Origin of the sequence: Bradyrhizobium uaiense (assembly GCF_010811875.1) — a bacterium.
GTDB lineage: Bacteria > Pseudomonadota > Alphaproteobacteria > Rhizobiales > Xanthobacteraceae > Bradyrhizobium > Bradyrhizobium uaiense.
Genome location: NZ_VKHP01000233.1, coordinates 1 through 14,882, shown reverse-complemented (window position 1 = coordinate 14,882; position 14,882 = coordinate 1). Strand labels below are relative to the sequence as shown.

The following is a 14,882-nucleotide window of genomic DNA, read 5'->3' as shown; positions in this document are numbered from 1 at the left end:
GACCGCGAGCAGTCCAACCCCGGCGACAACCCACGCCGGCGCGCACGCGGCGTGACGGGAGTGAAAGGCAGCAAGCATTACGCGGCGACGGCAAGCGACGACGGCGGCCTCTCGATCGCGCTGGGAGATGCCTCGAAGGGACGGAACGAATCCAGCACCGGCCTTGGTGGCGATCACAACGACACGGTCACGCTCGACAAGGTGCAGCCGGTCGCGACCAAGCCGGCGCCGAAGGGTTTCGACCAGACCACGCTGATGCTGATGGGTGGTGTGGTGCGCAGCCTGCAGATCGCAGGCGCGCTGGAAGCGATGCTCGACATCTCCGTGCGCTATTCCAACGAGCGCGTCGCCTTCGAGAAGAAGATTTCCAAGTTCCAGGCGGTGCAGCACAACCTCGCTCGTCTCGCCGGCGAGTCGGCGGCAGCGCTGGCCGCTGCGACTTCGGCGGCCGACACCATCGCGAATGCAAAATCGCTCGACAATGACGCGGTGTTCCTCGAAGCGGCGGCGGCGAAGATCCGCTGTTCGGAAGCAGCCGAGAAAGGCAGCGGCATCGCCCATCAGGTGCACGGCGCGATCGGCTTCACCAACGAGCACATCCTGCATCGCTACTCGCTGCGGGCGCTGGCCTGGCGTGACGATTTCGGCTCGGAGAGCTACTGGGCGGTCGAGCTCGGCAAGCTCGTTGCCGAGCGTGGCGCCGATGAATTGTGGCCGCTGGTGGCTTCGCGCTGAGATCAGGCAGAAAGATCAGGACTGGACATCATGACTGCAGCCCTTCGTTTCGATCCGATCCGCCTGCCGGAAAAATGCGAACAGCTCCGCAAGGAAGTGCGCGCCTTCCTCGCTGAGGAGATCGCCGCCGGCACCTTTGATCCCTACGCGCCGAACCGTGAGGACAATGACGCACCGGAGTTCTCCCGCCGCGTCGGCGCCAAGGGCTGGCTCGGCATGACCTGGCCGAAGAAGTACGGCGGCCAGGAGCGCTCGTTCCTCGAGCGTTACGTGGTGACCGAGGAGATGCGGGTGGCGAACGCGCCGACCCGGCGCTTCTTCGTCGCGGACCGCCAGAGCGGCCCAGTGCTTTTGAAGTACGCGCCCGAGCACATCAAGATGGATATCCTCCCGCGCATCTGCCGCGGCGAGGTCTGCTTCGCCATCGGCATGAGCGAGCCGAATTCCGGCTCCGACCTGTTCGCGGCGAAGACCCGCGCCACCAAGACCGACGGCGGCTATCTGATCAACGGCACGAAGATCTGGACCTCGTCGGCGCACATCGCCGACTACATGATCGCGATCTTCCGCACGTCACCGCCGACCAAGGAAAACCGCCGCCACGGCCTGACCCAGTTCCTGGTCAAGATGAAGCAGCCCGGCATCCAGGTGAACCCGATCGGCCAGATCACCGGCCAGTTCGAGTTCAACGAGGTGGTGTTCACGGACTACTTCGTGCCCGACGATCATGTGCTGGGCGAGGTCGACGGCGCCTGGAAGCAGGCGACGTCCGAGCTCGCCTATGAGCGCTCCGGTCCCGAGCGCTTCCTCGAAACCTATTACGTGCTCACCGAGCTGGTGCGCGCGGTCGGCAAGAATCCGGACACCCGCAGCGCTGAAGGCATCGGCCGGCTGGTGGCGCAAGTCCACACCATGCGCCGCATGTCGGTGTCGGTCGCGGGCATGTTGCAGGCCGGCAAGGAGCCGGTGGTGGAGGCCTCCATCGTCAAGGACATCGGCACGGTGTGGGAGCAGCAGCTGCCGCATCGCGTGCGCGATCTCGCGGCCTTCGTCGAGGAGACCGCGACCAACCGCGAGACGCTGGAAAAGCAGCTCGATTTCGCCATCAAGACCGCGCCCAAGCTGACGATCCAGGGCGGCACCACCGAAGTGCTGCGCGGCATCATCGCCCGCGGTTTGGGCCTGCGCTAGCCGCGCGGGCTCGTTTGCAAATTCAACGAGGACAGACCATGACCAAGTACACTGATATCGGCGTCGAGACCCACGGCCATGTCGGCCTGATTGAAATCCGCAAGCCGCCGCTGAACTTCTTCGATGTCGCGCTGATCAACCAGATCGCCGACGCGCTGGAGGAATTCGACAACAACATCGAGATCCGCGCCTCGGTGCTCGCAGCCCAGGGCAAGGCGTTCTGCGCCGGCGCCAATTTCGGCGATCCCGCCCGCCAGGAGCAGGAAGAGCGCGCCAAGAGCGATCCGGCCTCGAACCTGCCGATCAATCATCTCTACGTTCAGGCGGTCCGCATCTTCCGCAACAAGAAGCCGATCGTCGCGGCGATCCATGGTGCCGCGATCGGCGGCGGCCTCGGCCTTGCCGTCTCCGCCGACTTCCGTGTCGCCTGCCCCGAAGCGCGCTTCGCGGCGAACTTCACCAAGCTCGGCTTCCACCCGGGCTTCGGTCTCACCACCACGCTGCCGGAACTGATCGGCAAGAACAATGCCGAGCTGATGTTCTACACCAGCCGCCGCGTCACCGGCGAAGAGGCCTATCGCTGGGGCCTTGCCAACGTGCTGGTGCCGCAGTACCAGGTGCGGGCTGAAGCGATGAAGCTCGCGCAGGAGATCGCCGAATGCTCGCCGCTCGGCCTGGTCTCGACCCGCGCCACCATGCGCGCCGGCCTCGCCGACCGCGTGCTCGCCGCAACCAACCACGAGCTGGAAGAGCAGACCAAGCTGCGCGCGACCGAGGACTTCAAGGAAGGCGTCAAGGCCACCGCCGAGCGCCGCGTCGCGAACTTCAAGGGGCGGTAAGCGGACGGCTCCGCTCTCTCCAAGGGTCGTCCCGGCGAAAGCCGGGACCCATAAACACCGAACTGAGTTGTGAGAGAAGCCGACACCGCTTGTGCCTCTTTCGTGGGCCGCGGCGTATGGATCCCGGCCTGCGCCGGGACGACGGCGGGAGATAGCTCGCTACCCCCTCGGCACCACCAGCGCATCGACGATCGTCACGCCCTGCCCCTCCGGATGCACCAGCACGGGATTGACCTCGATCTCGGCAATCTCGCCTGCATGCTGCGCCGCCAGCAGTGAAATCTGCGAGATCAATTGCGCGAGCGCTGCGACATCCGCCTTCGGCGCACCACGGAAACCGTGCAGCAGCGGCGCGGCCTTCAGCGTCTCCAGCATAGTGGTCGCCTCAGCCGGGCTCACCGGCGCCGGGCGATAGACCACGTCCTTGAACAGCTCGGTCGTGATGCCGCCGAGCCCCACCATCACCATCGGCCCGAACGTGCCATCCGTTATGGTGCCGACGATGATCTCGACGCCCTTCTTGGCCATCGGCCCGACCAGCACGCCCTGGATCGGAGCATCCGGCCGCTGCTTCTGCACGCTCTCCAGCATATCGCGATAGGTGGTGAACGCCGCGCCCTTGGCTGCGATGTTGACCCGGACGCCGCCGACCTCGCTCTTGTGCGCGATCTCGGGCGATTGGATCTTCATGACGAGTGGAAATCCGGCACGCTCGATCGCGGCGTCGAGCCCGTCGCGATCGGTCACCAGCATTTCGTCGGGCATCGCAATGCCGGCGGCGCGCAACAGCGATTTGCTGTCATATTCGGAGAGCGTCTTGGCCGTGAGATGCGCGGAGAGATCGCGCGCCGGCGGTGCCGATGCCGCCATCTCGGGCGCAGGCTTGAAGCCGGCATAATCCGCCAGCCGCCGCATCGCGACGCCGACATGGGTCAGCCCCGAGAGCACCACCACGCCTGATCTCGCCAGCTCCTGCCGCGCAAATTGCGACGGCAGCGTGTAGGAATAGAACACCACCGGCTTGTTCTGCGCCGCGATCACCGGCGTCAGCTCGGCCTCCTTGAACGGCATCCGCGTCTCGCTCGACAGCGACAGCACGACCAGCGTCGCATCCACCTCGTCGGACGCGTCGAACAACTCGATGCTCTTCTGCAAGCCGCCGGAGGAGACGCCCTGCGCGGTGACGTCGACCGGATTGCCCGCCGCGCCATAGGACGGCATCCATTGCTTGATCCGGCTCTGGATATCGGCCGAAAGCTCCGGCACGCGCAGGCCCTGCATCGACACGGTATCGGCGCCCCAGATGCCGGCGCCGCCGGACACCGTCAGCACCGCGACGCGGTCGCCCTTCGGCAACGGATTGGTGGTCAGCACGGCAGCAATCGTCACGGCCTCGTCGAGGTCGTTGGAGACGATGAAGCCGTATTTCGCGAACACCGCATCATAGGCCGCCGACCAGCCCGCCATGCTCGCGGTGTGCGAGGCTGCCGCGCGTTCGCCGGCGCCGGAGCGGCCCACTTTGGTGACGATCACGGGCTTCCTGAGCTCTGCCGCGCGCTTCGCCGCGGCCAGGAACTTGTCGACGTCCCGGATGCCCTCGATGAACAGCAGGATCACGTCGGTTGAGGCATCCTGCACCATGTAGTCGAGGAACTCGCCGGCGCCGAGATCGCTCTCATTGCCGGCGCTGACGACGTAGCTGAGCGCGACACCGAGCGCCTTGGCGCGATGATAGATCGCAAAACCGATGCCGCCGCTCTGCGCGACGATGCCGATCCGCCGCTTGCTCGCGACCAGCGCCGGCGCATCCGGCTTGATGTCGACGGTCGGACTGAAGGTCGCGGCGACTTTCTGCACCTGGCTGTAGAATCCTTCGGCGTTCGGGCCACTGATCCGCATGCCGGTTCGCTTCGCCAGCGCCACGATCGCGTCCTGCATGCCGGCGCTGTCGCCGCCCTCCTCGGCAAAGCCTGAGGAGATGATGACCGCGTTCTTGACGCCGGCCGCCGCGCACTGCTCCAGCGCCTGCAGCACCGCGCGGGCAGGAATCACGATGATGGCGAGATCGATCGGCGCGCCGATCTCGGCGATCGACTTGAAGCATTTCAGGCCGTCGATCTCGTCATAGTTCGGATTGATCGGATAGAGCGCACCCGGATAGCCGTTCTTGCGCAGCATCGCGAGCAGCCGTCCGGGGATCTTCTCGTGATCGCGCGAGGCGCCGATCAGCGCGATGCTTTTTGGAGCGAAGAAGGTATCGAGCGGATGCGGCATGGGTGGCATTCCGTTGTTGTTGTTGCGCTCGACGATATTGGATCGCCGCAACGAGCTCAATCGCTCATCCCGCAAGCCGATCGTCCCCCGTCATCCTGAGGTGCGAGCGGAGCGAGCCTCGAAGGATGGACGGCCACCAGCCGGGCCGTGCATCCTTCGAGACGCGCTGCGCGCTCCTCAGGATGACGGTAAGAAGATCGGAACGTCACGCCATCAGTCTGAACGTCACGCCGCAGAGCTGGAATGCGTCACCCTTCACCGCACAGCCTCTGGCCTTCGCGGCATCGAGCACCTTCGCCTTGTCGGCGACCTTGAAGGTCAAGCCGCTCATGATCTCGCTGTCGCCCTCGACGAAGCGGAAGCTGCTGTTCGGCAGCTTCACCACGGTGCCATCAGCGGAAACGCCGATGATCCTGCCCCAATGTTCCGCCAACACCTGCGGCTCGGGGCTCTGCATCTCGACCTCGGTCAGCGCCAAAGTCGTGTCCTTGCGGATCGACTTCTGCCAGTCCGGACCGGCCGGCGGGTACGGCCCCAGGATGTCGTCGCTGCCGTCGGTGTGGTTGAACTCGATGAAGGCGGCGCGGCAGTCGCGCGGATGCAGCTGCACCCCATGATACGGCGCGTGCGTGATGACGTTCGCGGTGCGCACGCCCATCGCATTGGCCTTGGCGCCGCGCGCGTCGGGATCCTCGCAGCAGAAGATTGCCATGTAGCCGCCGCGGCCGCCGGTCTTCTCGATGAAGCGGCCGGCCGCCGTCCCCGGCCCCGGCTGGAACGGCGCTACGACTTCCAGGAGGATCGTATCGACCGGCAGCAGCGCGTTCTCGAGGCCGTATTTGGCGACGTTGCCGTCGCGGTAGCAGACGTCGAGGCCCATGATCGCGGAGATATCCGCGATCACAGGCGCGAGCTGCGGCGCCACCAGGCAGATCTGCCGCAGCCGCATGTAATCGGCCATGTGATTGGTCACGGCTTACCGACCCTGGAAGGTGGGCTTGCGCTTCTCGACGAAGGCCTTCGCCGCTTCCTTGTGGTCGGTGGTCTCGCCGGCGCGCGTATGATGGATCGCCTCGCCGTCGAAACAGGCTTCCAGCGTCATGGTCTCGGCATTGTTGATGTTGCGCTTGATGTAGCCGAGCGCCACCGATGGGCCCTGCGCCAGCGAGCGTGCGAGCTCCAGCGCCTCGGCCTCGACATCGGCATCGGGCACCACCTTGGAGACCATGCCGAGGTGGTAGGCCTCCTGCGCCGACAGCACCGGCGACATCATGTAGAGCTCGCGCGCCTTGGCGCTGCCGAGCATCTTGGTGAGGAAATAGGTGCCGCCGTAGTCGCCGGAGAAGCCGACCTTGGCAAAGGCGGTGGTGATCTTGCAGGAGGCGCTGGCGACGCGCAGGTCGCAGGACAGCGCGATCGAGAGCCCGGCGCCGGCCGCCGCACCGTCGAGCTGCGCCACCACCGGCTTCGGCATCGTGTGCAGAATGCGCGAGACTTCCATGCCGCGGCGCAGGTTCGCCATCTTGGCCTCGAACGGCAGCGGCGCGCGGCCTTCCGCCATCGACTTGACGTCGCCACCGACGCAGAAGGTGCCGCCGGCGCCCCTGATCAGCACCGCACGCACCTCGGCATCGTCCTGCGCGCGCCGCGCCGCCTCGACGAGGCCGCGCGTCATGTCGGGATTGAGCGCATTGCGCCGGTCGGGACGGTTCATGGTGATGGTGAGCAGGCCCTTGTCGAGGGATTGGAGAACCATCTGATTGTCGCTCATGGCGTTTTGCCTTTCGTTGTTGTTGGTTGGAAAGTGTCTCTTTCGTCATTGCGAGGAGCAAAGCGACGAAGCAATCCATTCTTCCGTTATGCGGCCCGATGGATTGCTTCGCTTCGCTCGCAATGACGGCATTGCGGCCGTCCTATTTCTTCACCAGCGGGCAGCGCGAGGCTTCCAGCGGCTGGAACGCCTGGTCGCCCGGCACGGTCGCGAGCAGCTTGTAGTCGTCCCAGCGGCCCTTCGATTCCGAGGGCTTCTTGACCTCGAACAGATACATGTCGTGCACCATGCGGCCGTCCTCGCGGATCTTGCCGTTCTTGGCGAACATGTCGTTGATCGGGGTCTCCTTCATCACCTTCATGACGGCGGCCGCATCCGTGGTGCCGGCAGCCTTCACCGCCTTGAGATAGTGCGTCACCGAGGAATAGACGCCGGCCTGCGCCGAGGTCGGCACCCGCTTGACGCGCTCCATGAAACGCTTTGAGAACGCGCGGCTGTCGTCATTGAGGTCCCAGTAAAACGCCTCCGCGAGCAGCAGCCCCTGCGCGGTCTCGAGCCCGACGCTGTCGATGTCGGTCACGAATGCCAGCAGCGGCGAGATCTTCTGGCCGCCCTTGGTGATGCCGAACTCGGCGCCCTGCTTGATCGCGTTGATGGTGTCGCCGCCGGCATTGGCGAGCCCGATCACCTTAGCCTTCGAGGCCTGCGCCTGCAGCAGGAACGACGAGAAGTCCGAGGTGTTGATCGGATGCCGCACGCTGCCGAGCACCTTGCCGCCCGACTTCACCACGATATTGCTGGTGTCCTTTTCCAGATCCTGGCCGAACGCGTAGTCGGCGGTCAGGAAGAACCAGGTGTCGAGGCCGGATTTCACCGCGGCAAGGCCGGTCACATTGGCCTGCGCGAAGGTGTCGAACACGTAGTGCACGGTGTAGGGGCCGCAGGCCTCGTTGGAGAGGCGAATCGAGCCCGGGCCGTTGAAGATGATGATCTTGCCGCGCGCCTTGGCGATCTCGCCGGCGGCGAGCGCCGTTGCTGACGCAGCGACATCGAAGATCATCTCGACGCCCTGGTTGTCGATCATGTCGCGGGCGATATTGGCGGCAAGGTCGGCCTTGTTGAGATGGTCGCCGACCACGATCTCGACCTTGCGGCCGAGCACCGTGCCGCCGAAATCCTCGACCGCCATCTTGGCCGCAGTTTCGCTGCCCGAGCCGGTGATGTCGGCGTAGAGGCTCGACATGTCGAGGATGCCGCCGAGCTTCAGCGGAGGCTTGTCCTGCGCCAGCGACGCATTCGCCGAGATCGCAAACGCACAGGCCAACACGCCGGCCAAAACTCGTCTCATTCAAACCCTCCCCTTGAGATGCGGACCTCATTCCATCAGGTCCGTTTCGAGGGGCGGATCATGCCGCATGGCCCGCAGTGCAGCAAGCCGCAGCGGCAGCAATCTGTTTTCCGCTAAGCGGAATGACGCGTTGCGATCAGAGATGGAAGTCGGCAACGGTCTGGTAGGGCGTTCCCGCCGGCAGGCCGAGGAACAAATACTGCATGCCGTATTGTCCGGCGAACGCCGATGCCGTCGCATCCATGATGACGTGGCCGCCCAGATCCAGATGCAGTTCCGGCCGGGTGATCGCTCCGATCGTGTACGCCGGCGCGATGGTCTCGTTGATGTGCAGCGCATCGAAGGCGGCGGACACGGCCGAAAGCGAGGCCGCGTTGCCGGCCAGATCGACGACATTGGCGCCATTGGCGGCGAAGCCGGTCACCGCCAGCGAGCCGGCGCGATTCGTCGACGACACGATGTGATCGAACACCAGCTTCGACGAATCGCCGAGCAGCGCCGTCGCCGCGGCATCGTAGATCGCGCTGCCGCCATCGTTCAGCGTCAGTGTCGGCGTGCCGCCATTGACGTGAACCGTCTCGTTGAAGCCGACCGTCAGTTGCACCAGCGAGCCCGTTGCCCCGACGCCCCCGGAGGGGGTCGCGGTGATCCCGGTCAGATGCGGCGCTGTCGTGTCGAGGATGAAGGTCAGGCTGGAAGACACACTGACATTGCCGGCGGCATCGACCTCCTGCACCGTCACGGTGTGCACACCGTCTGTCGTGAAGACCGGCGCCACCGCCGAGAAGCTCGACGCGCCGTCGGCCTTGAATCGCAGCGTGTCGGCCGCATCGGAGTTGGTGCAGTCGATCAGCGCATTGTTGGTGATGTGATCGGAAGCCGAGAAACCGGTGTCCTGGTGCAGCGCCACCCGCGGCGCCGCCGGAGGCTTGGTGTCGCCTGAGAAGGTGATGGCGCCGCTTGCCGCACCGGCGTTGCCGGCGACGTCGCTGTAGCTCGCCCCGGCAACCGCCAGATCGGCCGACAGATGGTCGGTGACGTCGGGCGTGAAGATCGCGGTGTAGATATCATGGCCCGATCCGTTGAGGCCGACATGAACCAGGCTGCCCAACAGGCCGCCGTGGACTGTGATGTCGCCGAGCCCGAAGCCCGCGACCGCCTCGGAAAAGGTAAAGGTCATGAGCGCCGCGTCGCCGGCGTGCAGCACGGTATGATCGGCCGCAACCGACACCGTCGGCGAATGCGTGTCGCCACCGATGGTGGCGGTGTTGCTCGCAGCCCCGGCATTGCCGGCATCGTCGGCATAGCTCGAGGCCGTGATCCGGATCGAGCCCAGCAGCACGTCGTTGATATCTGGCGTGAAGAGCGCGGTGTAGACGTCCTGGCCCGACATGTTGAGCCCGACATGGACCAGATTGCTCAGTGCACCGCCGGCGACGACGGTATCGTTGAGCGCAAGGCCCATGACGTGCTCGGAGAAGGTGAAGGTGACAACTGAAGTCTGGCCGGCCAGCACCGTGCTCGGGCTTGCGGCAACCGACACCGTCGGAGCCTTGGTATCGCCGGTGAAATTGACGGTGCCGCTCGCCGCACCGGTGTTGCCGGCAACGTCGGTGTAAGAAGACGCCCGGACCTGCACCGACCCTGCTTCGGCGTTGCTTTCGTCCGGCGTGAAGATTGCGGTGTAGATGTCCTGACCCGACGCGTTGACGCCGACATGGACCAGATTGCCCAGCGCCCCGCCATGCACGGTGACGTCACCGAGCGCGAAGCTCGCAATTTGTTCGGAGAAGGTGAACGTCACCAGCGCCGTCTGGCCGGCCAGCAGCGCGTTACGATCCGCCGCGATCGACACCGTCGGCGCCAGCGTGTCGCCGCCGATCGTGGCGGTATTGCTCGCCGTACCGGCATTGCCGGCGATGTCGCTGTAGCTCGATGCATTGACTTTCACCGAGCCCGCTTCGGTGTCGCTGACATCAGGCGTGAAGGTTGCGGTGTAGACGTCGTGGCCGGCGCCGTTGAGCCCGACATGCACGAGATTGGTCAGCGCGCCGCCATGGACCGTGGTTCCGGCAAGGCTGAAGCCGGAAACGGCCTCCGAGAAGGTGAAGGTCGCGACCGAGACGTCGCCGGCCAGCACCGTGTCCGGATTGAGCGTGACCGAGACCGTCGGCACCTGCGTATCGCCGGTGAAGCTGACCGTGTTGCTGACCGTGCCGGCATTGCCTGCCGTGTCGCTATAGCTGGATGCGTTGACCTTGACCGAGCCGGCCTCGGCGTTGCTGACATCAGGCGTGAAGGTCGCGGTATAGATGTCCTGGCCGGAGCCGTTGACGCCGACATGGACGAGATTACCCAGCACACCGCCGCTGACGCTGACGTCGCCGAGCGCAAAGCCCGCGACGGCCTCGGAGAAGGTGAAGGTCACCACCGCGGTCTGGCCGGCAAGCAGCGCATTGTGGTCGGCCGAAACCGACACTGTCGGCGCCTTGGTATCGCCGGTGAAATCGATCGTATTGCTCGACGCGCCGGAATTGCCGGCGACGTCGGTATAGCTGGACGCGTTGACCTGTACCGAGCCCGCCTCGGTGTTGGTCACGTCGGGTGTGAAACTCGCGGTGTAGACGTCATGGCCGGAGCCATCGACGCCGAGATGGACGAGGTTACCCAGCGTACCACCATGGACGGTGACGTCACCGAGCCCAAAGCCGCTGACGGCCTCGGAGAAGGTGAAGGTGACGACGGCGCTATCGCCGGCAGTCAGCGTGCTGTGTTCGGCTGCGACCTGCACCGTCGGCGCCTTGGTGTCGCCCGTGAAAGTGATCGCGCTGCTTGCCACACCGGCGTTCCCGGCGCTGTCGGTATAGCTCGACGCGTTGACCTGCACCGAACCCGACTCCACGTTGGTCACATCGGGCGTGAAGGTCGCCGTATAGATGTCCTGGTGCGAGGCGTTGAGGCCGACATGCACGAGGTTGCTCAACGCACCGCCGCTCACCGTCGTATCCGCGAGCGCAAAGCCCGTGACCGTCTCGGAGAAGGTGAAGGTGACGGTCGAGGTCTGACCTGCCAGCAGCGAAGTCGGGGTCGCCGCCACGGAGACAGTCGGCGCCGTCGTGTCGACCACGAGGTGCAGGTCTGTGGCCGCATGGGTCACGTCGGCGTCCTGGCCGCCGGGATCCTTGATGGTGCCGCCATTGAGCGAAAGGCTCTGCACCTGCAGATCGGACGCGTTGTCGCCATCCTGCACGGTGTAGCCGAACACCAGCGTGTGCGAGCCGCTGCCGCTGAGATAGGTCGCGGCCTTGCCGTCGTTGAGCAGCAGCTGCGGCGCGCCGGTCACGCTCACCGCGTTGCTGAAATCGACCGTGATGGTGACGACCTTGCCGGTGTTCAGCGTCGTGAGGTGACCGGTGGTATCCGCCGTGACCGAGGCGATGCTCGCCTGCGACCGGATTTCGAGATGCGGCGAGGCCGAGCCGTCGGACGCCAGCATCAGCGAGCCGAACGAGGCGCCCGCCCCAAAACTCAGGTTCAGCGAGGCGAGCGTCGTGCCGCCGCTGCTCTTCACCAGCAACACGCCGTTTGAATAGGACAGCGTTGTCGTTGCGTCATAAACGAGATTGCCGAAGTCGATGGTGTCGCCGCCGGCAAAGCCGGTGATCGACGCGAAAGAGGTGCCCGAGAACGCGGCGGCATCGAGCACGAGCTTCTCGGTAGAGCCGTCGGTGAAAGCGATCGCGCCGGTCCCGACCGCGCCGTTCGCGGCGAGCTCAAGGATGGAGCCCTTGATGACGGTGCCGCCCGAATAGGTGTTGTGTGCCGACAGCACGAGCCGCCCGCCGCCGGTCACCTCGACGTCGCCCGGCGTCGCGCCATCGGAGATGACGCCGCTCTGGGTGACCGTTTCGCCGACCGCGACATTGAAGACGGGATCGCCCGCGACGGTGATGTTGCGGGTCTGCGTGAAGCCGTCGGTGAAGCTGATGCCGGTGCCGTCGCCGAGCTTCAGGATGCTGGTGAGCCCGCCGAGGTTGACGTTGGACGAGATCGACACCCTTGTGCCGGCGCCGCTGACCGTGGTGTTGCCGATATAGGTGTTGTTGCCGCCGAGAATGACGGTGCCACCGCCGCCGATGGCGAGACCGCCGACGCCCGCATTGGCGCCCGTACCGCCATTGCCGCTCTGGTCGGCGATGTCGTTGGTGACAGTCAGCGTCTGGCCGCTGGCCGGCGTGAAGCTGAGATTGTTGTTGCCCTGGATGAAGATGCCGGAGCCGTATGCCGATCCGCTGGCCTGGCCGCCGCCATTGCTGCCGCCCTTGACCGCGTTGAAGCCGGAATCGTTCGACAGCGAGCCGCCCTTGACGGTCAGCGAGCCGCCTTGCTCGACGAAGACGGTGCCGCCAGCGCCGAGGCCGCCACCGCCGCCCGCCGTGCCATCGCCGCCGCCGAAACCGCCGAGCCCGCTGACGCCGCCACCGCCGCCGACGCCACCGCCGGTACCGTGCGCGCGGTTATTGTTGCCGAAGAAGCCACCCGCGCCGCCGCCGCCGCCATTGGCGCCGCCCGTTCCGCCATACCAGTAAAGCATGGTCCCGCCGCCGAACGGGATCAGGTAGCCGTCGACGCCTTTGCCGCCCCCCGCGGCGCCGGGAACGATGCCAGCGACCCCGTTCTGAAATGCGGCGGAGTTCGCACCCTGCGCGTGAAGGCCGATGCCGCCACCGCTGCTGTTGCCGCCCCGGCCGCCCATTCCGCCACCACCGCCGAAACCATCGATGTTGGCGTTGCTCGCGGTACTGCCGGTTCCGCCATTGCCGCCGATCGCGGCACTGTCGTGAAACACGACATTGTCGATCGTGGCGCTGCCGTTCGACGAGACGAACAGCGCGCCGCCGAGCCCGGCGCCACCCCCGCCGCCGCCCTGGATGACGCCGCCGCCTGCGGCCACCGTGTTCTGGATGGTCAGGTTCTCGAGATTGACGTTGCCGGCATAGACGAAGAACCCGCGCTGGGCGTTGAGGCCGTCGATCGTGTAGGCGCCGCCGTGACCATCGCTGCCGTTGATCGTGACGCTCGACCCGCTCAGGAGATTGAGCGCGTACAGCTCCGACGAGAGGCTGAAGTTGGCGGTGATGTTGATGGTGTAGTTGGCATTCGGCGCTGCGTTCTGGCCGCCGGAATCCATCTGCAGGATGGCTGCGTTGAGCTCGGTGACGTTCGAGACATTGAAGACGCGCGTCGACACAAGCTGCACGATCGTGCCGCCATTCGCATCCTGCGAAAGCTGGAAGCGGGCGCCGCCGTCGAGCCCGTTCACCGTCAACGTATCCGTCACCGTGCCGTTCGAGACCGTGACGACGTTGCCGGAAAGACTGACGGTGTTGAGTGCGGTGTTCTGGGTGTTGTAGTGCAGCCCGGTGAGATCGATCTTCTGGCCGGGATTGAAGTTGGAGATGCTGTTGGCGAACGCGTTGCCGGTGAGCGCGGCATCGTCAATCTTCAGCGTGCTGGCGAGTCCTGTCGTGAACGAGATATTGCCGGTGCCGGCTGCGCCGGCCGTGGTCAGCCATACGGTGCCGGAATAGATCGTCGTGCTGCCGTGGGTGTTGGCATGGCCGAGCACGAAGGTGCCGCCGCCGTCGATGCCGAGATTGCCGCCGCCGCTGATCAAGGCGGTGTCGGTGACGGTCACGCCACTTGCGATCTTCAGGAGTGAGCTGCCGCCGACCGAAATCGCGTCGTCCAACGTGCCGCCGGTCGTCAACCCGAGGTGCCCGCCGCTCAGGTTGAGCGTCCCGGTCAACCCTGCGAGCTGGCCGAGTCCGAGCTGCAACGTGCCGGCGCCCGACAGCGTGAACGTGCCGGAGCCGCTGATCGCGCCGGCGTCGGCGATCGTGCCGGAGGATATGTCGAAGGTGCCGCCATTGGCGGTGACCTGAATGTCGTGCGTGAAAGTGTAGCCGCCGGTCGTGGTCAGCATGCCGCCGTTGAGGATCAGCGCGCCGGCCGAACCTCCGATATTGTTGTCCGCGGTGATCGAGAGCGTATTGCCGGCATCGATCTGGGTGCCGCCGACATAGCTGTTGGCGCCGGTCAGCGTCAGCGTGCCGCCGCCCGAGATCTGCAACTTTCCGGTCGTGCCGGTGCCGCTGATTCCCTTCTCGTCCGCGATCGTGTCGGCGATCGTCAGCGTGGTGACGGTCTGCAAGCCCTCGAACACCGTGGAAACGGTGTGCGTCGGCGTGACGACCATCGTGCCCTGGATGAAGATGTCGCCATAGGCCGAGCCGTTGCTCGCGCCATTGGCGCCTGTACCGCCGGTCTCGGTGGCACCCGACAGGGTGCCGCCGATCACGGTCAGCTTGCCGCCTTGCTGAACGAAGATGTCACCACCGGCGCCGAGACCACCGCCACCGCCGCCGGCGAGCGAGCCGCTGCCCGCGCCGAAGCCGCCGGTGCCGGGCGTGCCGTTCGAACCGCCGCCACCGCCACCAAATCCGCCATTGCCGCCGGTATGCGCATAGCCGCTGCCAGTGCCGGATCCTCCACCACCGCCGGCGAACCCACCATTACCGCCGCCATAAATGCCTCCGCCGCCACCGAGACCGGCGGTACAGGCGCCAATGGCGCGAGCAACGGCTCGGCCTATGGCGACATCTTCATCCAGGGCACGATGGTCGTCACGCCGACGCACACCGTTTCCACGGTGTTCGAGGGC

The 14,882-nt window shown here is 65.8% G+C and carries 8 protein-coding genes and 1 pseudogene; 4 read left to right on the top strand and 5 right to left on the bottom strand.

Translation table 11 applies throughout. The annotated features are described in order from the left end of the window. The 3 genes from FNJ47_RS37250 to FNJ47_RS37240 form a co-directional block, all read left to right on the top strand. Window positions 1-735, top strand: a 735-nt coding sequence (locus tag FNJ47_RS37250; RefSeq protein ID WP_163160848.1) for an acyl-CoA dehydrogenase family protein, incomplete at its 5' end; no start/stop codon positions are given. A 30-nt stretch (window positions 736-765) separates the two neighbouring features. Continuing rightward, window positions 766-1,926 carry an acyl-CoA dehydrogenase family protein gene (locus FNJ47_RS37245; RefSeq protein WP_097671039.1) on the top strand — a complete coding sequence of 387 codons (1,161 nt, stop codon included), beginning with the start codon at window positions 766-768 and terminating at the stop codon, window positions 1,924-1,926. A 38-nt stretch (window positions 1,927-1,964) separates the two neighbouring features. After that, a complete protein-coding gene (locus FNJ47_RS37240) occupies window positions 1,965-2,765 on the top strand; it encodes an enoyl-CoA hydratase/isomerase family protein (RefSeq protein ID WP_163160847.1) in 801 nt (266 codons plus the stop codon). A gap of 159 nt (window positions 2,766-2,924) precedes the next feature. On the opposite strand, the gene FNJ47_RS37235 is transcribed toward FNJ47_RS37240, so the two are convergent. From FNJ47_RS37235 to FNJ47_RS53365, 5 genes are all read right to left on the bottom strand, one after another. After that, window positions 2,925-5,039, bottom strand: coding sequence for an acetate--CoA ligase family protein (locus FNJ47_RS37235; RefSeq protein WP_163160849.1), 2,115 nt, complete (start codon window positions 5,037-5,039; stop codon window positions 2,925-2,927). A gap of 205 nt (window positions 5,040-5,244) precedes the next feature. Next, window positions 5,245-6,000: a VOC family protein gene (locus FNJ47_RS37230; RefSeq protein WP_163160846.1), complete on the bottom strand. Its 756-nt coding sequence runs from the start codon at window positions 5,998-6,000 to the stop codon at window positions 5,245-5,247. 15 nt (window positions 6,001-6,015) lie between these two features. Beyond that, complete coding sequence (locus tag FNJ47_RS37225) at window positions 6,016-6,810, bottom strand: enoyl-CoA hydratase (protein ID WP_163160845.1); 795 nt, start codon at window positions 6,808-6,810, stop codon at window positions 6,016-6,018. A 142-nt stretch (window positions 6,811-6,952) separates the two neighbouring features. After that, on the bottom strand, window positions 6,953-8,158 hold the full coding sequence (locus FNJ47_RS37220) for an ABC transporter substrate-binding protein (protein WP_163160844.1): 1,206 nt from the start codon (window positions 8,156-8,158) through the stop codon (window positions 6,953-6,955). A gap of 136 nt (window positions 8,159-8,294) precedes the next feature. After that, window positions 8,295-14,519: an Ig-like domain-containing protein gene (locus FNJ47_RS53365; RefSeq protein WP_206685387.1), complete on the bottom strand. Its 6,225-nt coding sequence runs from the start codon at window positions 14,517-14,519 to the stop codon at window positions 8,295-8,297. Window positions 14,520-14,534: 15 nt separating this feature from the next. Between FNJ47_RS53365 and FNJ47_RS50645 the strand changes: the two are divergent. Further along, window positions 14,535-14,882: pseudogene (locus FNJ47_RS50645) on the top strand (hypothetical protein); the annotation flags it as partial.

Coding starts and splice junctions, on each gene's coding strand:
- FNJ47_RS37240 (WP_163160847.1), top strand. CDS start 1,965: ATGACCAAGTACACTGATATCGGCGTCGAGACCCACGGCCATGTCGGC.
- FNJ47_RS37245 (WP_097671039.1), top strand. CDS start 766: ATGACTGCAGCCCTTCGTTTCGATCCGATCCGCCTGCCGGAAAAATGC.
- FNJ47_RS37235 (WP_163160849.1), bottom strand. CDS start 5,039: ATGCCGCATCCGCTCGATACCTTCTTCGCTCCAAAAAGCATCGCGCTG.
- FNJ47_RS37220 (WP_163160844.1), bottom strand. CDS start 8,158: ATGAGACGAGTTTTGGCCGGCGTGTTGGCCTGTGCGTTTGCGATCTCG.
- FNJ47_RS37225 (WP_163160845.1), bottom strand. CDS start 6,810: ATGAGCGACAATCAGATGGTTCTCCAATCCCTCGACAAGGGCCTGCTC.
- FNJ47_RS37230 (WP_163160846.1), bottom strand. CDS start 6,000: ATGGCCGATTACATGCGGCTGCGGCAGATCTGCCTGGTGGCGCCGCAG.